The organism is Paenibacillus sp. LPE1-1-1.1 (assembly GCF_040676435.1).
In the GTDB taxonomy this organism is placed as follows: domain Bacteria; phylum Bacillota; class Bacilli; order Paenibacillales; family Paenibacillaceae; genus Pristimantibacillus.
The window spans coordinates 381588-397186 of the sequence record NZ_JBEGHY010000012.1; the positions used below are offsets into that span (position 1 = coordinate 381588).

The 15599-nt window shown below is 49.1% G+C and carries 14 protein-coding genes and 1 pseudogene; 10 read left to right on the forward strand and 5 right to left on the reverse strand.

The features are described from left to right. Positions 1-21: 21 nt before the first annotated feature. Entirely contained in the window at positions 22-1311 is a 1290-nt protein-coding gene (gene tyrS, locus MRBLPE1_RS12370) for a tyrosine--tRNA ligase (RefSeq protein ID WP_364145663.1), read from the forward strand. 124 nt (positions 1312-1435) lie between these two features. Here tyrS and MRBLPE1_RS12375 read toward each other — a convergent pair whose 3' ends face one another. From MRBLPE1_RS12375 to MRBLPE1_RS12385, 3 genes are all read right to left on the reverse strand, one after another. Next, complete coding sequence (locus MRBLPE1_RS12375) at positions 1436-2632, reverse strand: MFS transporter (RefSeq protein ID WP_364145665.1); 1197 nt, start codon at positions 2630-2632, stop codon at positions 1436-1438. 70 nt (positions 2633-2702) lie between these two features. Continuing rightward, positions 2703-2984 (reverse strand): ArsR/SmtB family transcription factor, encoded by a 282-nt coding sequence (locus MRBLPE1_RS12380; protein ID WP_308998926.1) that lies wholly within the window; start codon positions 2982-2984, stop codon positions 2703-2705. Positions 2985-3135: 151 nt separating this feature from the next. Beyond that, entirely contained in the window at positions 3136-4116 is a 981-nt protein-coding gene (locus tag MRBLPE1_RS12385; protein WP_364145667.1) for a phosphotransferase, read from the reverse strand. 213 nt (positions 4117-4329) lie between these two features. Between MRBLPE1_RS12385 and MRBLPE1_RS12390 the strand changes: the two genes are divergently transcribed. Then, positions 4330-4734: a VOC family protein gene (locus MRBLPE1_RS12390; RefSeq protein ID WP_364145669.1), complete on the forward strand. Its 405-nt coding sequence runs from the start codon at positions 4330-4332 to the stop codon at positions 4732-4734. A 132-nt stretch (positions 4735-4866) separates the two neighbouring features. On the opposite strand, the gene MRBLPE1_RS12395 is transcribed toward MRBLPE1_RS12390, so the two are convergent. Continuing rightward, complete coding sequence (locus MRBLPE1_RS12395; protein ID WP_364145671.1) at positions 4867-5949, reverse strand: branched-chain amino acid aminotransferase; 1083 nt, start codon at positions 5947-5949, stop codon at positions 4867-4869. A gap of 119 nt (positions 5950-6068) precedes the next feature. Between MRBLPE1_RS12395 and MRBLPE1_RS12400 the strand changes: the two genes are divergently transcribed. The 6 genes and pseudogenes from MRBLPE1_RS12400 (at position 6069) to rnhA (ending at position 12640) form a co-directional block, all read left to right on the forward strand. Continuing rightward, positions 6069-6965: a LysR family transcriptional regulator gene (locus MRBLPE1_RS12400; RefSeq protein ID WP_364145673.1), complete on the forward strand. Its 897-nt coding sequence runs from the start codon at positions 6069-6071 to the stop codon at positions 6963-6965. Positions 6966-6980: 15 nt separating this feature from the next. Then, on the forward strand, positions 6981-8357 hold the full coding sequence (locus MRBLPE1_RS12405; RefSeq protein WP_364145674.1) for a UDPGP type 1 family protein: 1377 nt from the start codon (positions 6981-6983) through the stop codon (positions 8355-8357). Between the two features lie 118 nt (positions 8358-8475). After that, entirely contained in the window at positions 8476-9858 is a 1383-nt protein-coding gene (locus tag MRBLPE1_RS12410) for a serine hydrolase domain-containing protein (protein ID WP_364147249.1), read from the forward strand. A gap of 166 nt (positions 9859-10024) precedes the next feature. Further along, the gene (locus MRBLPE1_RS12415; RefSeq protein ID WP_364145676.1) at positions 10025-10777 is read left to right on the forward strand and encodes a methylenetetrahydrofolate reductase; all 753 of its coding nucleotides are present in this window, start codon (positions 10025-10027) and stop codon (positions 10775-10777) included. Positions 10778-11205: 428 nt separating this feature from the next. After that, a pseudogene (locus MRBLPE1_RS12420) lies at positions 11206-11925 on the forward strand (GNAT family N-acetyltransferase); the annotation flags it as partial. Between the two features lie 46 nt (positions 11926-11971). Further along, positions 11972-12640 (forward strand): ribonuclease H, encoded by a 669-nt coding sequence (gene rnhA / locus MRBLPE1_RS12425; RefSeq protein ID WP_364145678.1) that lies wholly within the window; start codon positions 11972-11974, stop codon positions 12638-12640. Between the two features lie 36 nt (positions 12641-12676). Here rnhA and MRBLPE1_RS12430 read toward each other — a convergent pair whose 3' ends face one another. Continuing rightward, positions 12677-13543: an AraC family transcriptional regulator gene (locus MRBLPE1_RS12430; protein ID WP_364145679.1), complete on the reverse strand. Its 867-nt coding sequence runs from the start codon at positions 13541-13543 to the stop codon at positions 12677-12679. 141 nt (positions 13544-13684) lie between these two features. Between MRBLPE1_RS12430 and MRBLPE1_RS12435 the strand changes: the two genes are divergently transcribed. Then, positions 13685-14743: a Gfo/Idh/MocA family protein gene (locus tag MRBLPE1_RS12435; RefSeq protein WP_364145681.1), complete on the forward strand. Its 1059-nt coding sequence runs from the start codon at positions 13685-13687 to the stop codon at positions 14741-14743. Further along, positions 14740-15597 (forward strand): sugar phosphate isomerase/epimerase family protein, encoded by an 858-nt coding sequence (locus tag MRBLPE1_RS12440; protein ID WP_364145683.1) that lies wholly within the window; start codon positions 14740-14742, stop codon positions 15595-15597. Before MRBLPE1_RS12435 ends, MRBLPE1_RS12440 begins: the two co-directional genes overlap by 4 nt. The last annotated feature ends 2 nt before the right edge of the window (positions 15598-15599 follow it).

Consider the following 15599-nt stretch of genomic DNA (forward strand, 5'->3'; position numbering starts at 1 on the left):
AACCATAGAGGAGAGAGTTATATGACAAACGAAGCTTTATTGATCAATCATGACGATTTATTGGCGGATTTGGAATACAGAGGGCTGGTGCAGCAATTTACCAACCGCAATGAACTACATAAGAAGCTTTCAAACGAGCGCGTCGTGCTGTACTGCGGATTCGACCCGACAGCGGATAGCCTCCATATCGGAAGCCTGCTTCCGATTTTGTGCTTGCGCCGTTTTCAGCAGGCAGGCCATATTCCGCTTGCGCTCGTTGGAGGAGGAACAGGCTTAATCGGTGATCCGAGCGGCCGCTCATCGGAGAGATCGCTGAACACGGCAGATACGGTAGCGCAGTGGACTGAAAGCTTGAAGCGCCAGCTGTCGCGCTTTCTTGATTTTGATATCGCGGAGAATCCGGCGAAGCTTGTAAGCAACTATGACTGGATCGAACCGCTTGACGTGATCACGTTTTTACGCGATGTGGGCAAAAATTTCACGGTTAATTATATGCTCGCGAAGGATTCCGTTGATTCAAGACTTTCGTCAGGCATTTCCTTCACCGAGTTCAGCTATATGATTTTGCAAGCATACGATTTCCATAAGCTTCATCAGGAGCATGGCTGTTCCCTGCAAATCGGCGGCAGCGACCAATGGGGCAACATTACGGCGGGTCTGGATTTAATCGGCAAAATGGGCGGCGGCGACGCTTACGGCATGACGATGCCGCTTGTTACGAAGAGCGACGGAAAAAAATTCGGTAAATCCGAATCGGGAGCGATCTGGCTTGACCGTTCAAAAACGTCGGCGTACCAATTTTATCAATTCTGGATCAATACGGAAGATAACGATACCATCAAGTTTTTAAAATATTTTACCTTCCTCTCCCGTACGGAGATCGAGGCTTTGGAGAGCGAGCTTCAAGCGCATCCGGAAAAACGCGTGGCGCAGCGCGAGCTGGCGCGCGAGATTACCCGCCTTGTCCATGGGCAGGAAGCGCTGGACAGCGCGGAGAAAATTACGCAGGCTTTCTTCTCGGGCGATGTAAACCAGCTGAGCGAAGCGGAGCTTATCGAAGCGCTGCAGGACATGCCTACAACGGTTATCTCGGATAGGGACGAGATTGCGCTTATGGATCTCCTGATCGAATCCGGGGCAGCGCCGTCCCGCCGCCAAGCCAAACAGGATATTACGAGCGGCTCGATTTCGATTAATGGAACAAAGCAAACGGATGCTGAGGCAATCGTGAGCGCGGAGCAAAGGCTGCATAGCAAATTTGTCGTGCTGCGCCGCGGGAAGAAAAACTACTTCTTGATTCGCTTCGAATAGAAGCTGGTCATGAACGGAAAGCAGGCCCCCATGAATGGGAGCCTGCTTTTTTTGCTTATATTTCACTGCAAAACGAGCTTTTACCGCTAAAGACGGCGTCAGCGTATTTTAATTATTGCGCAGCTTAAGCGCTCGTCTTGGCTAGGCTGCTCTCCACGGCCTTGCGGCGGGAGCGGGAGTGTGAGACCCCAAAAAACGTAGCGGCTGTCGCAGCGGCAAGGATAACTCCGGTAGCCCCGATCCAGCTTATGGAATGGAGGGAGGTTTGCTCTACGATAACGCCGCCAAGACCTGCGCCGGCTGCCATGCCGAGCTGGAGGATCGAGCTGTTCAAGCTAAGCATAATACCGGATGCCTCTGGGGCAAGCGACATGAGATGATACTGCTGCGTCGGACCGGATGACCAGGCCGTGAACGCCCATAGCATAAGCAGCGGGAAGACGATTATCGGAGATTGCCCGGCAACCGAAAGTAATATGAGGGCAATCGTATGGAACAGCATGCCGCTGACCAGCGTACGCGGAGCCCCCCATTTGTCGGTGCTGAAGCCGCCGAATTTGGAGCCGATGAGACTCGCGATGCCGAAAGCGAATAGTCCAATGCTGACGCCTTGCTCGCTGAGCTTAGTGACCGTAAGCAGAAACGGAGAAATATACGTATAAACGATCGAGTAACCGCCGATCCATAAGAACGTTACCGTTAAGGCGATTGCGATTTTAGGCTGTTTCAATAATGCGAGCTGATTGCGAAGAGGGACGGGCGCCTCGCCATCTTGTTGAGGAATGGTGGTCACGATGATGAGCATCGCCAAGAGCCCCAATAAACCGATAACCCCGAAGATGAGCTTCCAATCGTACACCGAAGCCGCTAATCTGCCAAGAGGAACCCCGATGATTAATGCTGTGCTGAAGCCCATAACGAGCGTAGCGATCGCGCTGCCTTGTTTACCCGGAGGAGCCAGCTTCGCTGCGACGGTTAAAGCGGTAACGACGAATACCCCGGTACTGAGCGCAAGAATGACTCTGGATACGATTAAAAATTCAAATCCAGGCAATGCGACGGCAATTAAGTTGCCGACCGCGAATATGCCTAATGAGTAGAGAAGCAGCCGGCGGCGCTCCATGCGTGCGCTGACAGCCATGAGAATAGGTGTGCCAAACGCGTAAGCCAGCGAGAAAACGGTGATTAACTGGCCGGCTGCCGATACGGAAACGCCGATATCCGAAGCAACTTTATCCAAGATGCCTGCAATAATAAATTCAGAGGTACCAACCAGAAAACTGATTATGGCAAGCATATAAATCTTCCATGCGTTAGACATAAAATAGTGCTCCTCTCTCACTCCATTAATTTTATATTTCTAAATATATAGAAATAGTAAACGAAAAAAATTACTCCAACAAGTACGGCGCGTACTTTTGCGCCATTTTGCGGTTCACGCTGTAGTAGATATACGTTCCGTCCTTGCGGAGATCCAGCAATCCGCTTTCTGTCAGCTGCTTCAAGTGATGAGACAGTGTGGAGCCTGCTACGGATTCAAGCTTCGATCCAATATCAGAGCAGCACAAATTTTTCTCCTCGGTGAGCAGCAGTGCTATTTTGAGCCTTGTAGGTTCGCCCAGCGCTTTATATACTTTGACAGCTTCCCGTACGTCCGCATGATCTTCAGTCATTGTGGCTTCACCTTTTCTGCAGTTGTTATTTCTATATGCGTAGAAATAAGATAGCATACCTTTTTTGGAAAGTAAACAGGGAAATTGTAAATAAAAAGACTGCAGGAGCAAGAGGCTCTGAAGCGTACAGTCTGCTCCTGCTCATTCGATGCTATAGCTTATGTGCATCAACCCAATGGGTTAAAAACTTTAGCTTGCCGTCAAAATAACCATCATCCTGCCAAGCTCCCCAAACCTCGCTTCTTCCGGTATGAAGGCCAATCAGCCATAGCTGCCTGACGGCAACGAATAACGGAATCAAAGCAAGATCCTGCTCGCTCAACGGACGCTCCTTTAAGTAAGCATGGAGGAACGCATCCCAGCACTCGTCCTCGAAGCTGCTGCTGTCTTGCTTGCCGTGCATCCGATTCCATAGAAAGACGGACAGGTCATACGAGCGCCAGCCCATGCCGCAGCAATCGAAATCAAAGTGGGTTAGGGAGCCGTCATCGGAATGATAGACATTCCAGCCATGCAGGTCGCCGTGGCAAATTCCCCAGTCGTAAGAGCCGCTTGAAACTGTATCGAGCTGTTTTTTCAGTCTTTCCGCGATTTCGGTGACTTGCTTGCCGTCAGCGGGACGATGCTTTAGAAAAGGGAGAAGCTGTTGCAGCGGTTCATCAAGGAGATGGCGGGTGTCCAGCTCAAAGCGGCTATGCTTAGGCGTATATTGATCCATGGCATGATGCAGCTGCGCAACGGCATGCCCGTAAGATTTGCTTGTTTCCGCGTCGACCTTTCCGGCGCCTTCGGCGTACGTGAACAACGCGGCATAGCGGATGCCCTCCGGCGCGTTCAGCTCGGTCAGCAGCTCTCCGTCTTTCCTTGGAATGGCATGCGAGACGGGCATATCCCAGCTGGATAAATAAGCGAGCAGCTCCAGCTCGAACCGGATATCGGCTTCCGTTCTCCACTTATGCTTATAGATGCGCAAAATGTATTTTCCGCGATCCGTCTCGGCCTCGTACGTATCATTTAAGCCGTTCGAGATGAATCGGCTTACTTGCGGCATCCCGATATCATACAGTTCGGCCATGGCTTCAAAAAGCTCATCCTTATGAAAAACCGTATGGACGGCAGTAACGTTCAGCATGCCTGTATCATCCTTCTGATCGTTTTTAGGGTTACCTAGCTTAGCTTAATCCTATCCGAATCGTAAGCAGAATGAGATAGAAAAATTGGCTATAGCTGTTTTTTACCTGAATGCCTGCCTTGAGATAGGTTGGAAATAAGGGAAAAACACCTAATTGGAGGAATCCTTTATCGATCCCTTTATCCCTATACGAACTAAGGAGCGGAAGAACAAATGGCTGAAAAGTTTAATTCCCTAACCGTGTTAATGGTATCTGATTTGGCAAGGTCACAAAGCTTTTACCGAGATGTGTTAGGCTTTAACGTTACGGACTGGTGGGCCGAGCGGGGCGGGCTGAACGGCATAGCGCTCAAGTTGTTCCAGGCGGCCGATCCCGCAGATGTTAGGCCGAATAGGCCTCCCGCTGGCGGAGGTTATGCCGTGGATGTGCAGGTATATACGAATACATGGGCGCAGCTCGATGCCCTGTATGAAGAGTTTAGAAGCAAAGGCGCGGTTGTTGCCGTGGAGCCTGTTATATATACAGACGGAGGGCCTTGGAAGGAATTTGTGATCATGGACACGGATGGCTACCATTTCGCATTTGGCGGGACGGAAGGCAAGGAAGGCGAAGCGTAGAGCACGGACATGCGAAAAAAAAGGGAATGCCCGGGCAGCTCGGCTGCTTTAGGGCATTCCTTTTTATGAATTTTGAATCATTTAAATGAAAAACACGAGCTTTTAACGCCAACGGACGGATACGGCCGCTAGCTAAACGTTAACGGGAGTGGCTTCGACCATCCAGCCAAGCGGATCTTCCAGCTTGCCCATTTGAATGCCGGTCAGCGTATCATAAAGCTTCTTGGACAGCTCGCCGGTCTGTCCTTGATTAATGACGAGTACGTCATCCTGCCAGTTCAGCTCGCCGATCGGAGAAATAACGGCCGCGGTTCCCGTGCCGAAAGCCTCTTCCAGCTCGCCATTGCGGCCAGCCACGTACAGCTCTTCAATCGTAATCGGACGTTCTACGACGTCGATGTTCCAATGCCGAAGCAGCTGAATGATGGAGTTGCGGGTTACGCCGTCCAAAATACTGCCATTTAACGCAGGCGTATGAACGACGCCGTTGATTTTGAAAAAGACATTCATGCTGCCGACTTCCTCGATATATTTGCGGTGTACGCCGTCGAGCCATAGGACTTGGGAATAGCCTTTTTCCTTAGCGATTTCCTGCGCTTTCAAGCCAGCCGCATAATTGCCGGCTGTTTTCGCTTCGCCTACGCCGCCTTTAACGGAACGGACGTATTCCGATTCGACGAAGATTTTAACCGGATTAACGCCTTCCGTATAATAAGCGCCTACCGGCGACATGATGATGATAAATTGGTAATGGGTGGATGGCGCTACGCCAAGCTGCGGCTGGGTGGCGATAATGAAAGGACGAATGTACAGCGACGTGCTTGGCGCCGTTGGGATCCATTCCTTATCGACAGCAATCAGCTGCTTCAAGGCTTCGATAACGGTATCGATATCAAGATCTGGAACGCTGAGACGCTCATTGGAGCGGTTCATTCGTTGTATGTTTTTTTGAGGTCTGAACAGCAATATGCGGCCGTCATCGGCTTTATACGCTTTCAAGCCTTCAAATATCGTTTGCCCATAATGGAAAACCTTTGCTGCCGGGTCTAATACGATCGGTTGGTAAGGTTGGATGCGCGGCTTATGCCAGCCTTTGTCCGTCGAATAATCCATAATAAACATATGATCCGTAAAATGATTACCGAACCCAAGCTGGTCTGCTGCTGGCTGTTGTTTCTTGTTTTTGGTTAACTCGATTTCCAATGATTGAAGCAATTGGCCCATCTCCCTTTAGTGATCGATAATTGAATGCTAACACTTCATACGGTATATTTAAAATATCTATTTTATTGAATGTCCATACCTTTTGGGTATAGATGAACGGAGTGAACGATTTGGACATGCGTCAGCTGAAATACTTCTTAACTATAGCACAAGAAGGACAGGTTACGCGCGCTGCCAAGCTGCTTAATATGGAGCAGCCTCCCTTAAGCCGCCAGCTTAAGCTGATCGAGGAGGAGCTAGGAATCAGGCTGTTTGAGCGAAACGGGAAAGGACTTAAGCTTACCGATGCGGGAGAGCTCCTCAAGCAGAAGGCGGAAGCCTTGCTTACGCAGTTCGACGAATCCCTCCGGGAAGTAAAGGGAATGGAGGAGGGAGTTCGCGGCGTTTTATCCATCGGGTCGGTCGTTTCCTGCATTTCCCTGCTTCCGAAGCGAATTGAGCTATTTAGGGAGAAGTATCCCCAGGTCACGTTCAAAATATCGGAGGGCGACCACTTTTACTTAGGCGAGCAGCTGGAGAAGCGGGCGATTGATCTTATCGTCGCAAGGCTGCCGTTTGAGGCTCAGAAGCATCCGCAGCAATATTCGGTGCTGCCGCTGCCTTCCGATCCGTTCGTAGCCGTCATTCCAAGCTCATGGACGAAATATTCCGGAAAGGAAGCTTTGTGCATGAAGGAGCTTGCGCAGTTTCCATTCCTTACTCTCAAGACGGACAAAACGACTCGCATGCATGAGCAGGTCGTCAATGAATGCAAACGCCATGGCTTCGAGCCCAATATTATATGCGAATGCTCGAGCGTTGCGATTATCATGTCGCTAATTGCAGGAGGGATTGGAGCGACGGTTTTCCCAAAATCGGTCATGTCATCCTTCCCCAGCACCGTTGTCAAAATGCTCGCTATCGAGGATGCGGACTTTCAGTCCGATGTCGGTATCCTTTGGCTAAAGGACCACTACCTGCCTAAGCGGGCGCAGCAATTTATTGAGAGCTTCCGAACGGTAATGTAGAAAGGAGGAAGGGTGTTGGAGCCTAATCTAAAACAAGTGGAAGAGACGCTGCTTGCTTATAAGCAGGAGCATGTGCTGACGGTTTTGAGGCAATTGCCTCAGGCCGCAAAAGAAAAATTGGCTGCTCAAATCGAGCAAATCGATTTCGAGTCCTTATTCAAATCCATTGCTGAACAAAATCGGCAGCCGGTATCCTTAAATGAACGGATCAGCCCGATTCCTTTTGAAGATTGGGCGGATTACGGGGAGCAGGAACAGGCAGCTTTTACCGAACGAGGCTGGGAGCTTTTGCGTCGCGGCCGTATTGGGGCAGTTGTCGTTGCCGGGGGACAAGGAAGCCGATTAGGCCATGAAGGCCCAAAAGGAACGCTGGATATCGGACTGCCATCCCGAAAATCGTTATTTCAGCTTCAAGCGGAACGGCTGCTTTATTTATCCAGGAAAGCCGGTAAAACGATTCCCTGGTATATCATGACTAGCCCTGACAACCATGAGGCAACGGTGGCCTTTTTTCGGTCGGCGGACTATTTTGGTTATTCGGCGGGAGACTGCTTCTTCTTTCCGCAAAATACGATGCCTGCGCTTGATTTCAATGGAAAGCTGCTGCTTTCGGGAGAAGGAACAATCCGGCTCGCTCCAAGCGGCAACGGCGAGTGCTTCGCAGCCCTGAAGCGGTCTGGCGCAATCGACGACATGAAGCAAAGAGGGCTGGAATGGCTGTTTTATTACAATGTAGACAATGCGCTGATTAAAGTCGCCGATCCCGCATTTATCGGCGTGGCCGCTTCACATGGTAATCCGATTGCCACGAAGGTCATTGAGAAAACGGACGCGGAGGAGAAAATCGGTGTTATTTGTTTGAAGAACGGCCGTCCCGCTGTATTGGAATATACCGAGATTCCGGATAAGGTAAAAACGGAAAGAACGATCGACGGACGATTGTTTTACGGCCTGGGACATATTTCGATCCATTTATTTAAGCTGGACTTTATTGAAGCGCATGCCGATGCCGAGATGCCTTATCATGTCGCCGCCAAAAAAATGAACGTCTGGGATGCGGAAGGCGGGCTCATCAAGCCTGCTGAACCTAATGCCTACAAGCTTGAGCGTTTTATATTTGATTTTTTTCCATTGGCAAACCGGTTAACCGTGCTTAAGACAAGCCGGCAGGAGGAATTTGCGCCGGTGAAAAATAAAACGGGAGTCGATAGTCCGGAAAGCGCGCGAAAGCTCATAATGGAGCTTCATGCGAGCTGGCTGCAGGCTGCGGGTATCTCAACGGAACAGCTGCGCAATGCCGAAATTGAGATCTCGCCGCTGCTGTCATACGGGGGCGAAGGGTTGCGGAAAGAAGAGTGGCTCGAGATCCTAAAAGCAGGAGCATCCGAATAAATAGGAATGGCAAGGACTGTAAAGGAACAGCGAAAGCTGGGCCTTTTTTTTGTTCAACGCCAGGAAATTGTTTACAATACGAACATGTGTTTGGTAGAATGGGATGGTAAAAGTTTTGATGGACAAGTACGAAATGGAAACCATTTGGGATGGAGATGATCAGATGCATGCAGCAAGCTTAATGTCCAATGAGCTATTGAGCCGGCGGTTAAATGAGCATTGCAGTTCTCTTGCGCAATCCGGTTATCTTAACGGCTGCGTACTGGTTGCTTTAGAGGGAAGGACCCTGCTCAGCAAGGGCTATGGCATGGCAAACTTCGAGCATGGGATTCCGAATACTCCGCAAACGAAATTCCGGATTGGCTCTATGACCAAGCAATTTACGGCGATGGCAATCATGCTGATGCATGAGCTAAAGCAGCTTAATGTTAACGATCCGATCTCTAAGTATATTACGAGCTACCCAAACGGCGATAAAATAACGATTCACCATCTGCTTACGCATACCGCGGGAATACCGAATTTTACCGGCTTGGACGACTACGCTGCCAGGATGAGAATGCCTTCCTCAACATCGGACACGGTTGACAGATTCATCGGACTGCCATTGCTGTTTGAACCGGGCACGCAGTTCGACTATAGTAATTCTGGCTATGTGCTTCTTAGTTATTTGATTGAGCAAATCACAGGCCGGACCTATGCGGATTATATCCATCATGTTTTATTGAAGCCGCTCGGCATGATTAATTCAGGATACGATGACGCTGCGAAAATATTAAAAAACCGCGCTGCGGGTTATGAAGTATGGGGCAGCCTGGTTCACGCGGAATTTACGGATATGTCGATTCCGTCCGGCGCGGGCGGCATGTATTCGACGATAGAGGATCTATACATATGGGGACTTTCCCTGCATTCGCAGCGACAAATCAACGAACAGGCATATGAGCGCATGACGACGCCTTTCAACGGTAAATACGGTTATGGCTTATTCGTATATGAAGAAGAGATTCGCGGCAGCAGCCGAAAAGTAATCGGTCATAGCGGCGGCATTAACGGCTTTATTTCCGAAATGAAGCATTACAAGGATGAGGATTTAACCGTCATTGTGTTGTCCAACCTGGTTACGACGCAGGTTGGGCATATAAGTAAGGAGCTGGCCCAAATCGCATTTGGCGACGAGCTCCAGCCGCCGCCTGCGTATGCTCCTGTCTTACTCGCCGCAAGCCGCCAGCAGGAGCTCCTTGGCAGCTATGCGGTGGAGGATGAGCCTAAGGTATCGTTTCAGATCACCTTTGAGCAAGAACGGCTCTATATCTCGCTGGATAAATCGTTTAAATTTGAGTTGTGCCCTTATTGCGTGCAAGAGCATAAGATTGATTTTTTCTTGAAAGGAATGCAAGGCAAGGTCGCTTTTTGCACTTCTGCTGAGAGGATGGAGCTGCTTGTACAGCTGTATGGCGGGGCGAAGAAAGCGGTAAAGAAACGGGAACACCAAATTTGACGGTCCGGTTTGACGGCTAATGCGTTTATAAGAAATAATGATAGATGGGTTCTATTATCCTTATTGGTAGTTTGAATTTAAATTCGGTATTATGTATTATTATGCAACTCGAAAATAGAGGGCTGTTTGGATTTGTTTATCTCAGATGAAGCAAGGAGACCATGTGGTGAGAATTTCGTTAGAGCTGGTACCGAGAGATTCAGAAGGCTTGAAAGCCGAGCTTCAATTAGTGAAAACAGAGTTTCCATCCATTAATACGATCAACATTCCGGATTTGACGAGGTTTGATCTTAGAAGCTGGGAAGCCTCAAGCCTGTCTAAATCTTATTATAATGACTGCATTCCTCATATTCGTTCCATGGATTTTGACGCGGGGAAGCCTTTTTCATTAATTGACTACTTGGACGAGCATCGTATTTCAGAGGTACTTGTCGTTACCGGCGATGAACCGAAAAATAGCAGCAAGCAGATGTATCCAACGACCTGCCTTGATTTAATTACCAAGCTGAAGCGTGAGCATCCTCATATTAAGATCTATTCGGCGATAGACCCTTATCGAAGCAGCATTCGAGAGGAATACGAATATGTGCAGCAGAAGCTTCATGCGGGAGTCGATGGTTTCTTCACGCAGCCTTTCTTTGACCTGCGGCTCATGGAGCTGTATTCGGAAATGCTGGAGGGCGCCGATATTTTCTGGGGAGTTTCTCCCGTCGTATCGGAAACCTCTAAGCGGTACTGGGAAACGAGAAACCATGTCGTTTTTCCGAAGGATTTTAAGCCTACTTTGGAATGGAACATTGCCTTCTCGCGGCAGGCGCTGGCTTATACGAAGGAAACGAATAGCAACATCTATTTTATGCCCATTAAAGTAGATTTACAGGCCTATTTCGACGGCGTCTTTAGTAAGGTGCTGGTATGATTTGTACGAATTAGCGCAGTGAAAGGATCAGGCAGCCGTTTTGTGACGGTTGTCTTTTTTTTGCTGCCTTTGGAGATAGGATACCTCTTTGTTTCTTAGGGCTCGGCTATTTGGTATTATAGGTTCAAAGAAGCTTTGGAAAAAGCATGAAGGAAAGCGCGGGGAAGCGGAGCTGATGGTTTAGGCTGAAAGGTCTCGTATCGCAGACCGTGCTTGTTCGCGGTTTGAAGCCTGTCCTAACCATCGGTACGTGGAAGATAAGCAAAGCGCTTTGAGTTTAAGGTTTAATGTTTAAATAGAATGTGAGGAATTCTCATGATTTATGAGCTGCAACCAGCGGAGGGCTGTCGCTTAATCCGGCATCTGCTTGAAGACTGTGAGCATGCGGTTGTGATTTACGGCGTTTTGGAGGGAACAATCTCGGAAAGGTTTACGTTGATGATCCGAAAGCACCAGCAGCAGCTTTTATCTGGGCCCAAAATGAAATGTTCTATCTTATTGGGGGCCCAAGCGAGGCTTTCTTTTCGCAATTGGAGCGCTTCATTATTGAACGCATAAAGCCGGAAGCGATTGGAATCGGCGAGGATTATTTTAATCTAGAGCTGATAACCGAGGAACCCTCGGATGCGCTGGTCGAGCGAATATTTCGCAATCGGCTGTCCCGGGGAGAGCGGGTTCCCTTTTCTTTTCAAATGGAAGCATTTTTGGCGCTGGAGGCATGGCCTGTTCTGCCAGGTGAATATGAGCTGCTGTCGATCGACAGAAAGGCTATGGAGCGGGATGCCAAAAATAAGATTGAACAGGAAATATTAAAGTTTTGGGACACGACGGAGACGTTTCTCGCCAAAGGAATAGGCTTCTGTATTTTTAAGGAAAATGAAGTGATCGGCACCTGCCTGTCGGTATTCGTAAGCGGCAGCGAATATGAGATTGGCATCAATACTTACGAGACATTGCATCGGGGCAAGGGACTGGCTACCGCGATGGCAGCTGCATTTATTCATCAATGCATTCAGAAAGGCGGAACGCCTCACTGGACAACGGAGAGCTTCCGCAAGGATTCCATTGCGATAGCGGGGAAGCTTGGTTTTAAGCAGCTGCCTAATTACCCTGTTTATTTTTTGGCGTTTGAGGATTTTAAGCAATAAGCGGCAGCGCTAATCCGGTTTATAGATAAAGGTGGTTTTTTTCGAAATGGCTAAAGTGAAATATTATGTGGTATGGGTAGGCAAAAAAACGGGCGTATTCACGACTTGGGCGGAATGCCAAGCGCAGGTCAGCGGAGTGAAGGATTCAAAGTTCAAATCCTTTGAAACCAAGCAGCTGGCGGAATCGGCTTTTAAGGACGGCTGGCAGAAGCACTGGGGAAGCGGGAAGGAGGCTTCATCATCGCAACCGCGCGCGCAAACTGGGAGCAGCTTCAAGCAGACGGTTATGCTCGAAGCAGAGGCGGCATCCATAGATTACGACAGCATTTCCGTGGACGTAGGCACGAGAGGAAACCCGGGCCCCGTAGAGTACAAAGGCGTGGATACGCAGACGGGTGATATTTTATTTTATGTCGGGCCGATTCAGAACGGGACTAATAATTTAGGCGAATTTATTGCCATCGTGCATGCGCTAAGGTATTTGAAGGAGAAAGACAGCAAGCAGACGGTATATACGGATTCAAGAACGGCGCTTAGCTGGCTTCGCAACAAGAAGGTGGCATCCACCTTGAAGCGCGACGCATCTACCGCGAAGATTTGGGAGCTGACGGATGAAGCGGTCAAATGGATTCAGATGAATACATATCCGAATAAGGTTGTGAAATGGAACACGGAAGAGTGGGGCGAAATCCGGGCGGATTTTGGTCGGAAATAGTCCTTTCGTTAACTTTTAAAGTGATAGGATAAAAAATTAGTTTCCCCGGAGCGATGACGGGGAAACTTTTTTGTGTTTTTTGAAGGTGCGGCTGAAGTAATAGATATCGTTAAAGCCCGTCGCAGCGGCAACCTCCGATACGGTCAATGGACTGTGGCGCAGCAGATAATCCGCTTTTCCAAGGCGGGTCGTCGTGATGTATTCCGTGACGGTATGGCCGCTCAGCTCTTTGAACAAACGGCTGAAATGGTAACGGCTTAAATTAGCCATGCCGGCCAATCGGTCGACGGACAGCTCCTCTTTGTAATGCTGCTCAATATGCTGGAAAACTGGCGCAAAGCGCTCGATATTTTTTATCCGCTCGGCATATTCGTCTTGCGTGAGAACGGTAGCAACATGGCCGCGCAGCAATAGGGTCAGCAGCCGGTACAGCTCCGACTTGATGGCCAGCTCAAAGCCAAACTCTCGCCGCTCGAGCTCATTAACGATGGCGAGCATGCAGGAGGATACCTTGCTGTCATTGCCTATATAATTTTGGAGCAGCAGCCGGTTCTGCGTGATGGGCGTAATGAATTTGGTTTCGGCGGCGTCCACGGATTGGCTGTGAAGCAGTGAAATGTCAGCGATGAGCGCATAGTAATACAAATCCGGGGAGAGGCTCGTGCCGTAATGAAGTTCATTGCTGTTCACGACGATTAAGTCTCCCGCGGATGCTGTAATCGTTGTAGAACCGCACTCTATAGAGGCTTTCCCGGTAACGATATACAGAAACTCAAGATGCTCATGGAAATGATGCGGAAAAATGACCACACCCTGCTCATCAAAGGTGCTGCGGTGCACTTTGATCGGAAAATGCGGATCGGGCATATCCATAGGCTCACGGAGCGACTCGAATTTCTCCATCTGGTTGGCCTCCTCTCTGTTAATAGCACAATTGTACAAACAAACCGCACAGCTTTGCATGGAGTTACATATTGAAACCATTATAATACGAAAGTATAGACACGCAAAACCTACCATACGATACTGAAGGAGAGATTAGCAATGAAACCGATACAAATCGCGGTTATTGGAACAGGCTCTATCTCATCATTGCATCTAGATGCCTATAAGAAAAATCCAAATGCATCCTTATACGCGGTATGCGATTTGAATGCGGAGCGGGCCCAAGCCGCGGCTGAGAAATACGGCGCAGAGAAGGTATATACGGATTACCGCGAGCTGCTTGCAGATCCCGTCATCGATGCAGTCAGCATCTGTACTTGGAACAATACGCATGCCGAGATCAGCATTGCAGCACTTCACGCGGGAAAGCATGTGCTCGTTGAGAAGCCGCTGTGCAAAACCGTCGAGGATGCGCTTAAAGTGCAGGAAGCGGTAGAAAAATCAGGCAAGCTGCTGCAGGTCGGCTTCGTTCGCCGTTATGACACGAATGCGCAGCTGCTGCGAGCAATGGCTGACCGCGGTGAATTCGGCGAGATTTATTTTGCGAAAGCCTCGACGCTAAGACGACTGGGCAATCCGGGCGGCTGGTTCTCCGACATCGAACGCTCGGGCGGCGGGCCGCTCATCGATATCGGCGTACATGTCATCGATCTTTGCTGGTACATGATGGGTCGTCCAAAGCCGGTATCCGTTAGCGCCAATACATACCATAAGCTGGGCAACCGTTCAAATGTGAAAAATTTAAGCTTCTATCAAGCAGCGGATTACGATGCGTCTAAAAATACGGTAGAAGATATGGCAAACGCCTTGATACGTTTTGAGAACGGCGCTTCGCTTCTTGTTGATGTCAGCTTCACGCTGCATGCGAAATCGGATGAAACGGCCGTGAAGCTTTACGGGGAAAAAGGCGGCTTCGAGATCGATCCGGAAACGGTTATCGTAACGGAGCAGAATGACACGATTTTGAACATCTATCCGCAGACGGACAACAAAGGTTTTAATTTTAGCGGAGCTTTCCAAAATGAAATCAACCATTTCATTGACTGTGTTTCAAGCGGCAAGCAGCCGATCAGCCCCGTTGAGGACGGTGTTGAAATCATGAAAATATTGGTCGGCATTTACGAGTCGGCAGCGAAAGGAGCGGAAGTGCGTCTATGAAATTAGGAATTAGCACATATAGCTTATACGGCGCTCTCCAGCGCGGAGAAATGACAATTCAGGATGTTATCGTGTTTATCGCTTCGATTGGTGCGGAACATGCTGAAATTGTGCCTTTAGGCTTTAACCTAACGGAAAACCCGGAGCTGATCGAAGAAATTAAGAAGCAGGCGCAGAAAAGCGGCATCGAGCTGTCTAACTATGCGGTAGGCGCAAACTTTTCCGGCCTGGATGATGAGCAATTTGAGCAGGAAATTGAACGTTTGAAGCGTGAAGTCGATATCGCAGCTGCGCTTGGCGTGAAGAAGATGCGCCATGACGTGGCATCGTCGCAGAACCTATCGATTTCCAACTTCCTCATGGAGCTTCCGATGTTGGCAAAAGCATGCCAAGTCATAGCGGACTACGCGGCACCGCACGGCATTACGACAAGCGTTGAAAATCATGGCTATTATATTCAAGACAGCGACCGCGTACAGGCTCTTATTGAGGTAGTTGACCGTCCGAATTTTAAAACGACGCTTGATATCGGTAACTTCCTTTGCGTAGACGAAAATCCCTATGCTGCGGTTTTAAATAATATCGGCTTGGCTTCCATGGTGCATATCAAAGACTTTTACTACCGACCGGCTACGGATAACCCAGGCGAAGGCTGGTTTAAGTCAAAAAGCGGCAACTGGCTGCGCGGCGCAATTGTCGGGCACGGCGATATCGCGATCCCTCAGGTGCTTGGCCTCGTGAAGGACAGCGGCTACGATGATTTTATTTCCATTGAGTTTGAAGGCTTGGAGGATTGCCGTCTTGGAACAAGACTGGGCTTTGAATTCGTAAAGCGGGTATGGAACGAACTATAATC

What these genes read in the sequence shown, in the direction of transcription:
- MRBLPE1_RS12380 (WP_308998926.1), bottom strand. Translation starts at nt 2,984, where the DNA reads ATGACTGAAGATCATGCGGACGTACGGGAAGCTGTCAAAGTATATAAA.
- MRBLPE1_RS12435 (WP_364145681.1), top strand. Translation starts at nt 13,685, where the DNA reads ATGAAACCGATACAAATCGCGGTTATTGGAACAGGCTCTATCTCATCA.
- MRBLPE1_RS12410 (WP_364147249.1), top strand. Translation starts at nt 8,476, where the DNA reads ATGGACAAGTACGAAATGGAAACCATTTGGGATGGAGATGATCAGATG.
- tyrS (WP_364145663.1), top strand. Translation starts at nt 22, where the DNA reads ATGACAAACGAAGCTTTATTGATCAATCATGACGATTTATTGGCGGAT.
- MRBLPE1_RS12375 (WP_364145665.1), bottom strand. Translation starts at nt 2,632, where the DNA reads ATGTCTAACGCATGGAAGATTTATATGCTTGCCATAATCAGTTTTCTG.
- MRBLPE1_RS12430 (WP_364145679.1), bottom strand. Translation starts at nt 13,543, where the DNA reads ATGGAGAAATTCGAGTCGCTCCGTGAGCCTATGGATATGCCCGATCCG.
- MRBLPE1_RS12385 (WP_364145667.1), bottom strand. Translation starts at nt 4,116, where the DNA reads ATGCTGAACGTTACTGCCGTCCATACGGTTTTTCATAAGGATGAGCTT.
- MRBLPE1_RS12440 (WP_364145683.1), top strand. Translation starts at nt 14,740, where the DNA reads ATGAAATTAGGAATTAGCACATATAGCTTATACGGCGCTCTCCAGCGC.
- rnhA (WP_364145678.1), top strand. Translation starts at nt 11,972, where the DNA reads ATGGCTAAAGTGAAATATTATGTGGTATGGGTAGGCAAAAAAACGGGC.
- MRBLPE1_RS12390 (WP_364145669.1), top strand. Translation starts at nt 4,330, where the DNA reads ATGGCTGAAAAGTTTAATTCCCTAACCGTGTTAATGGTATCTGATTTG.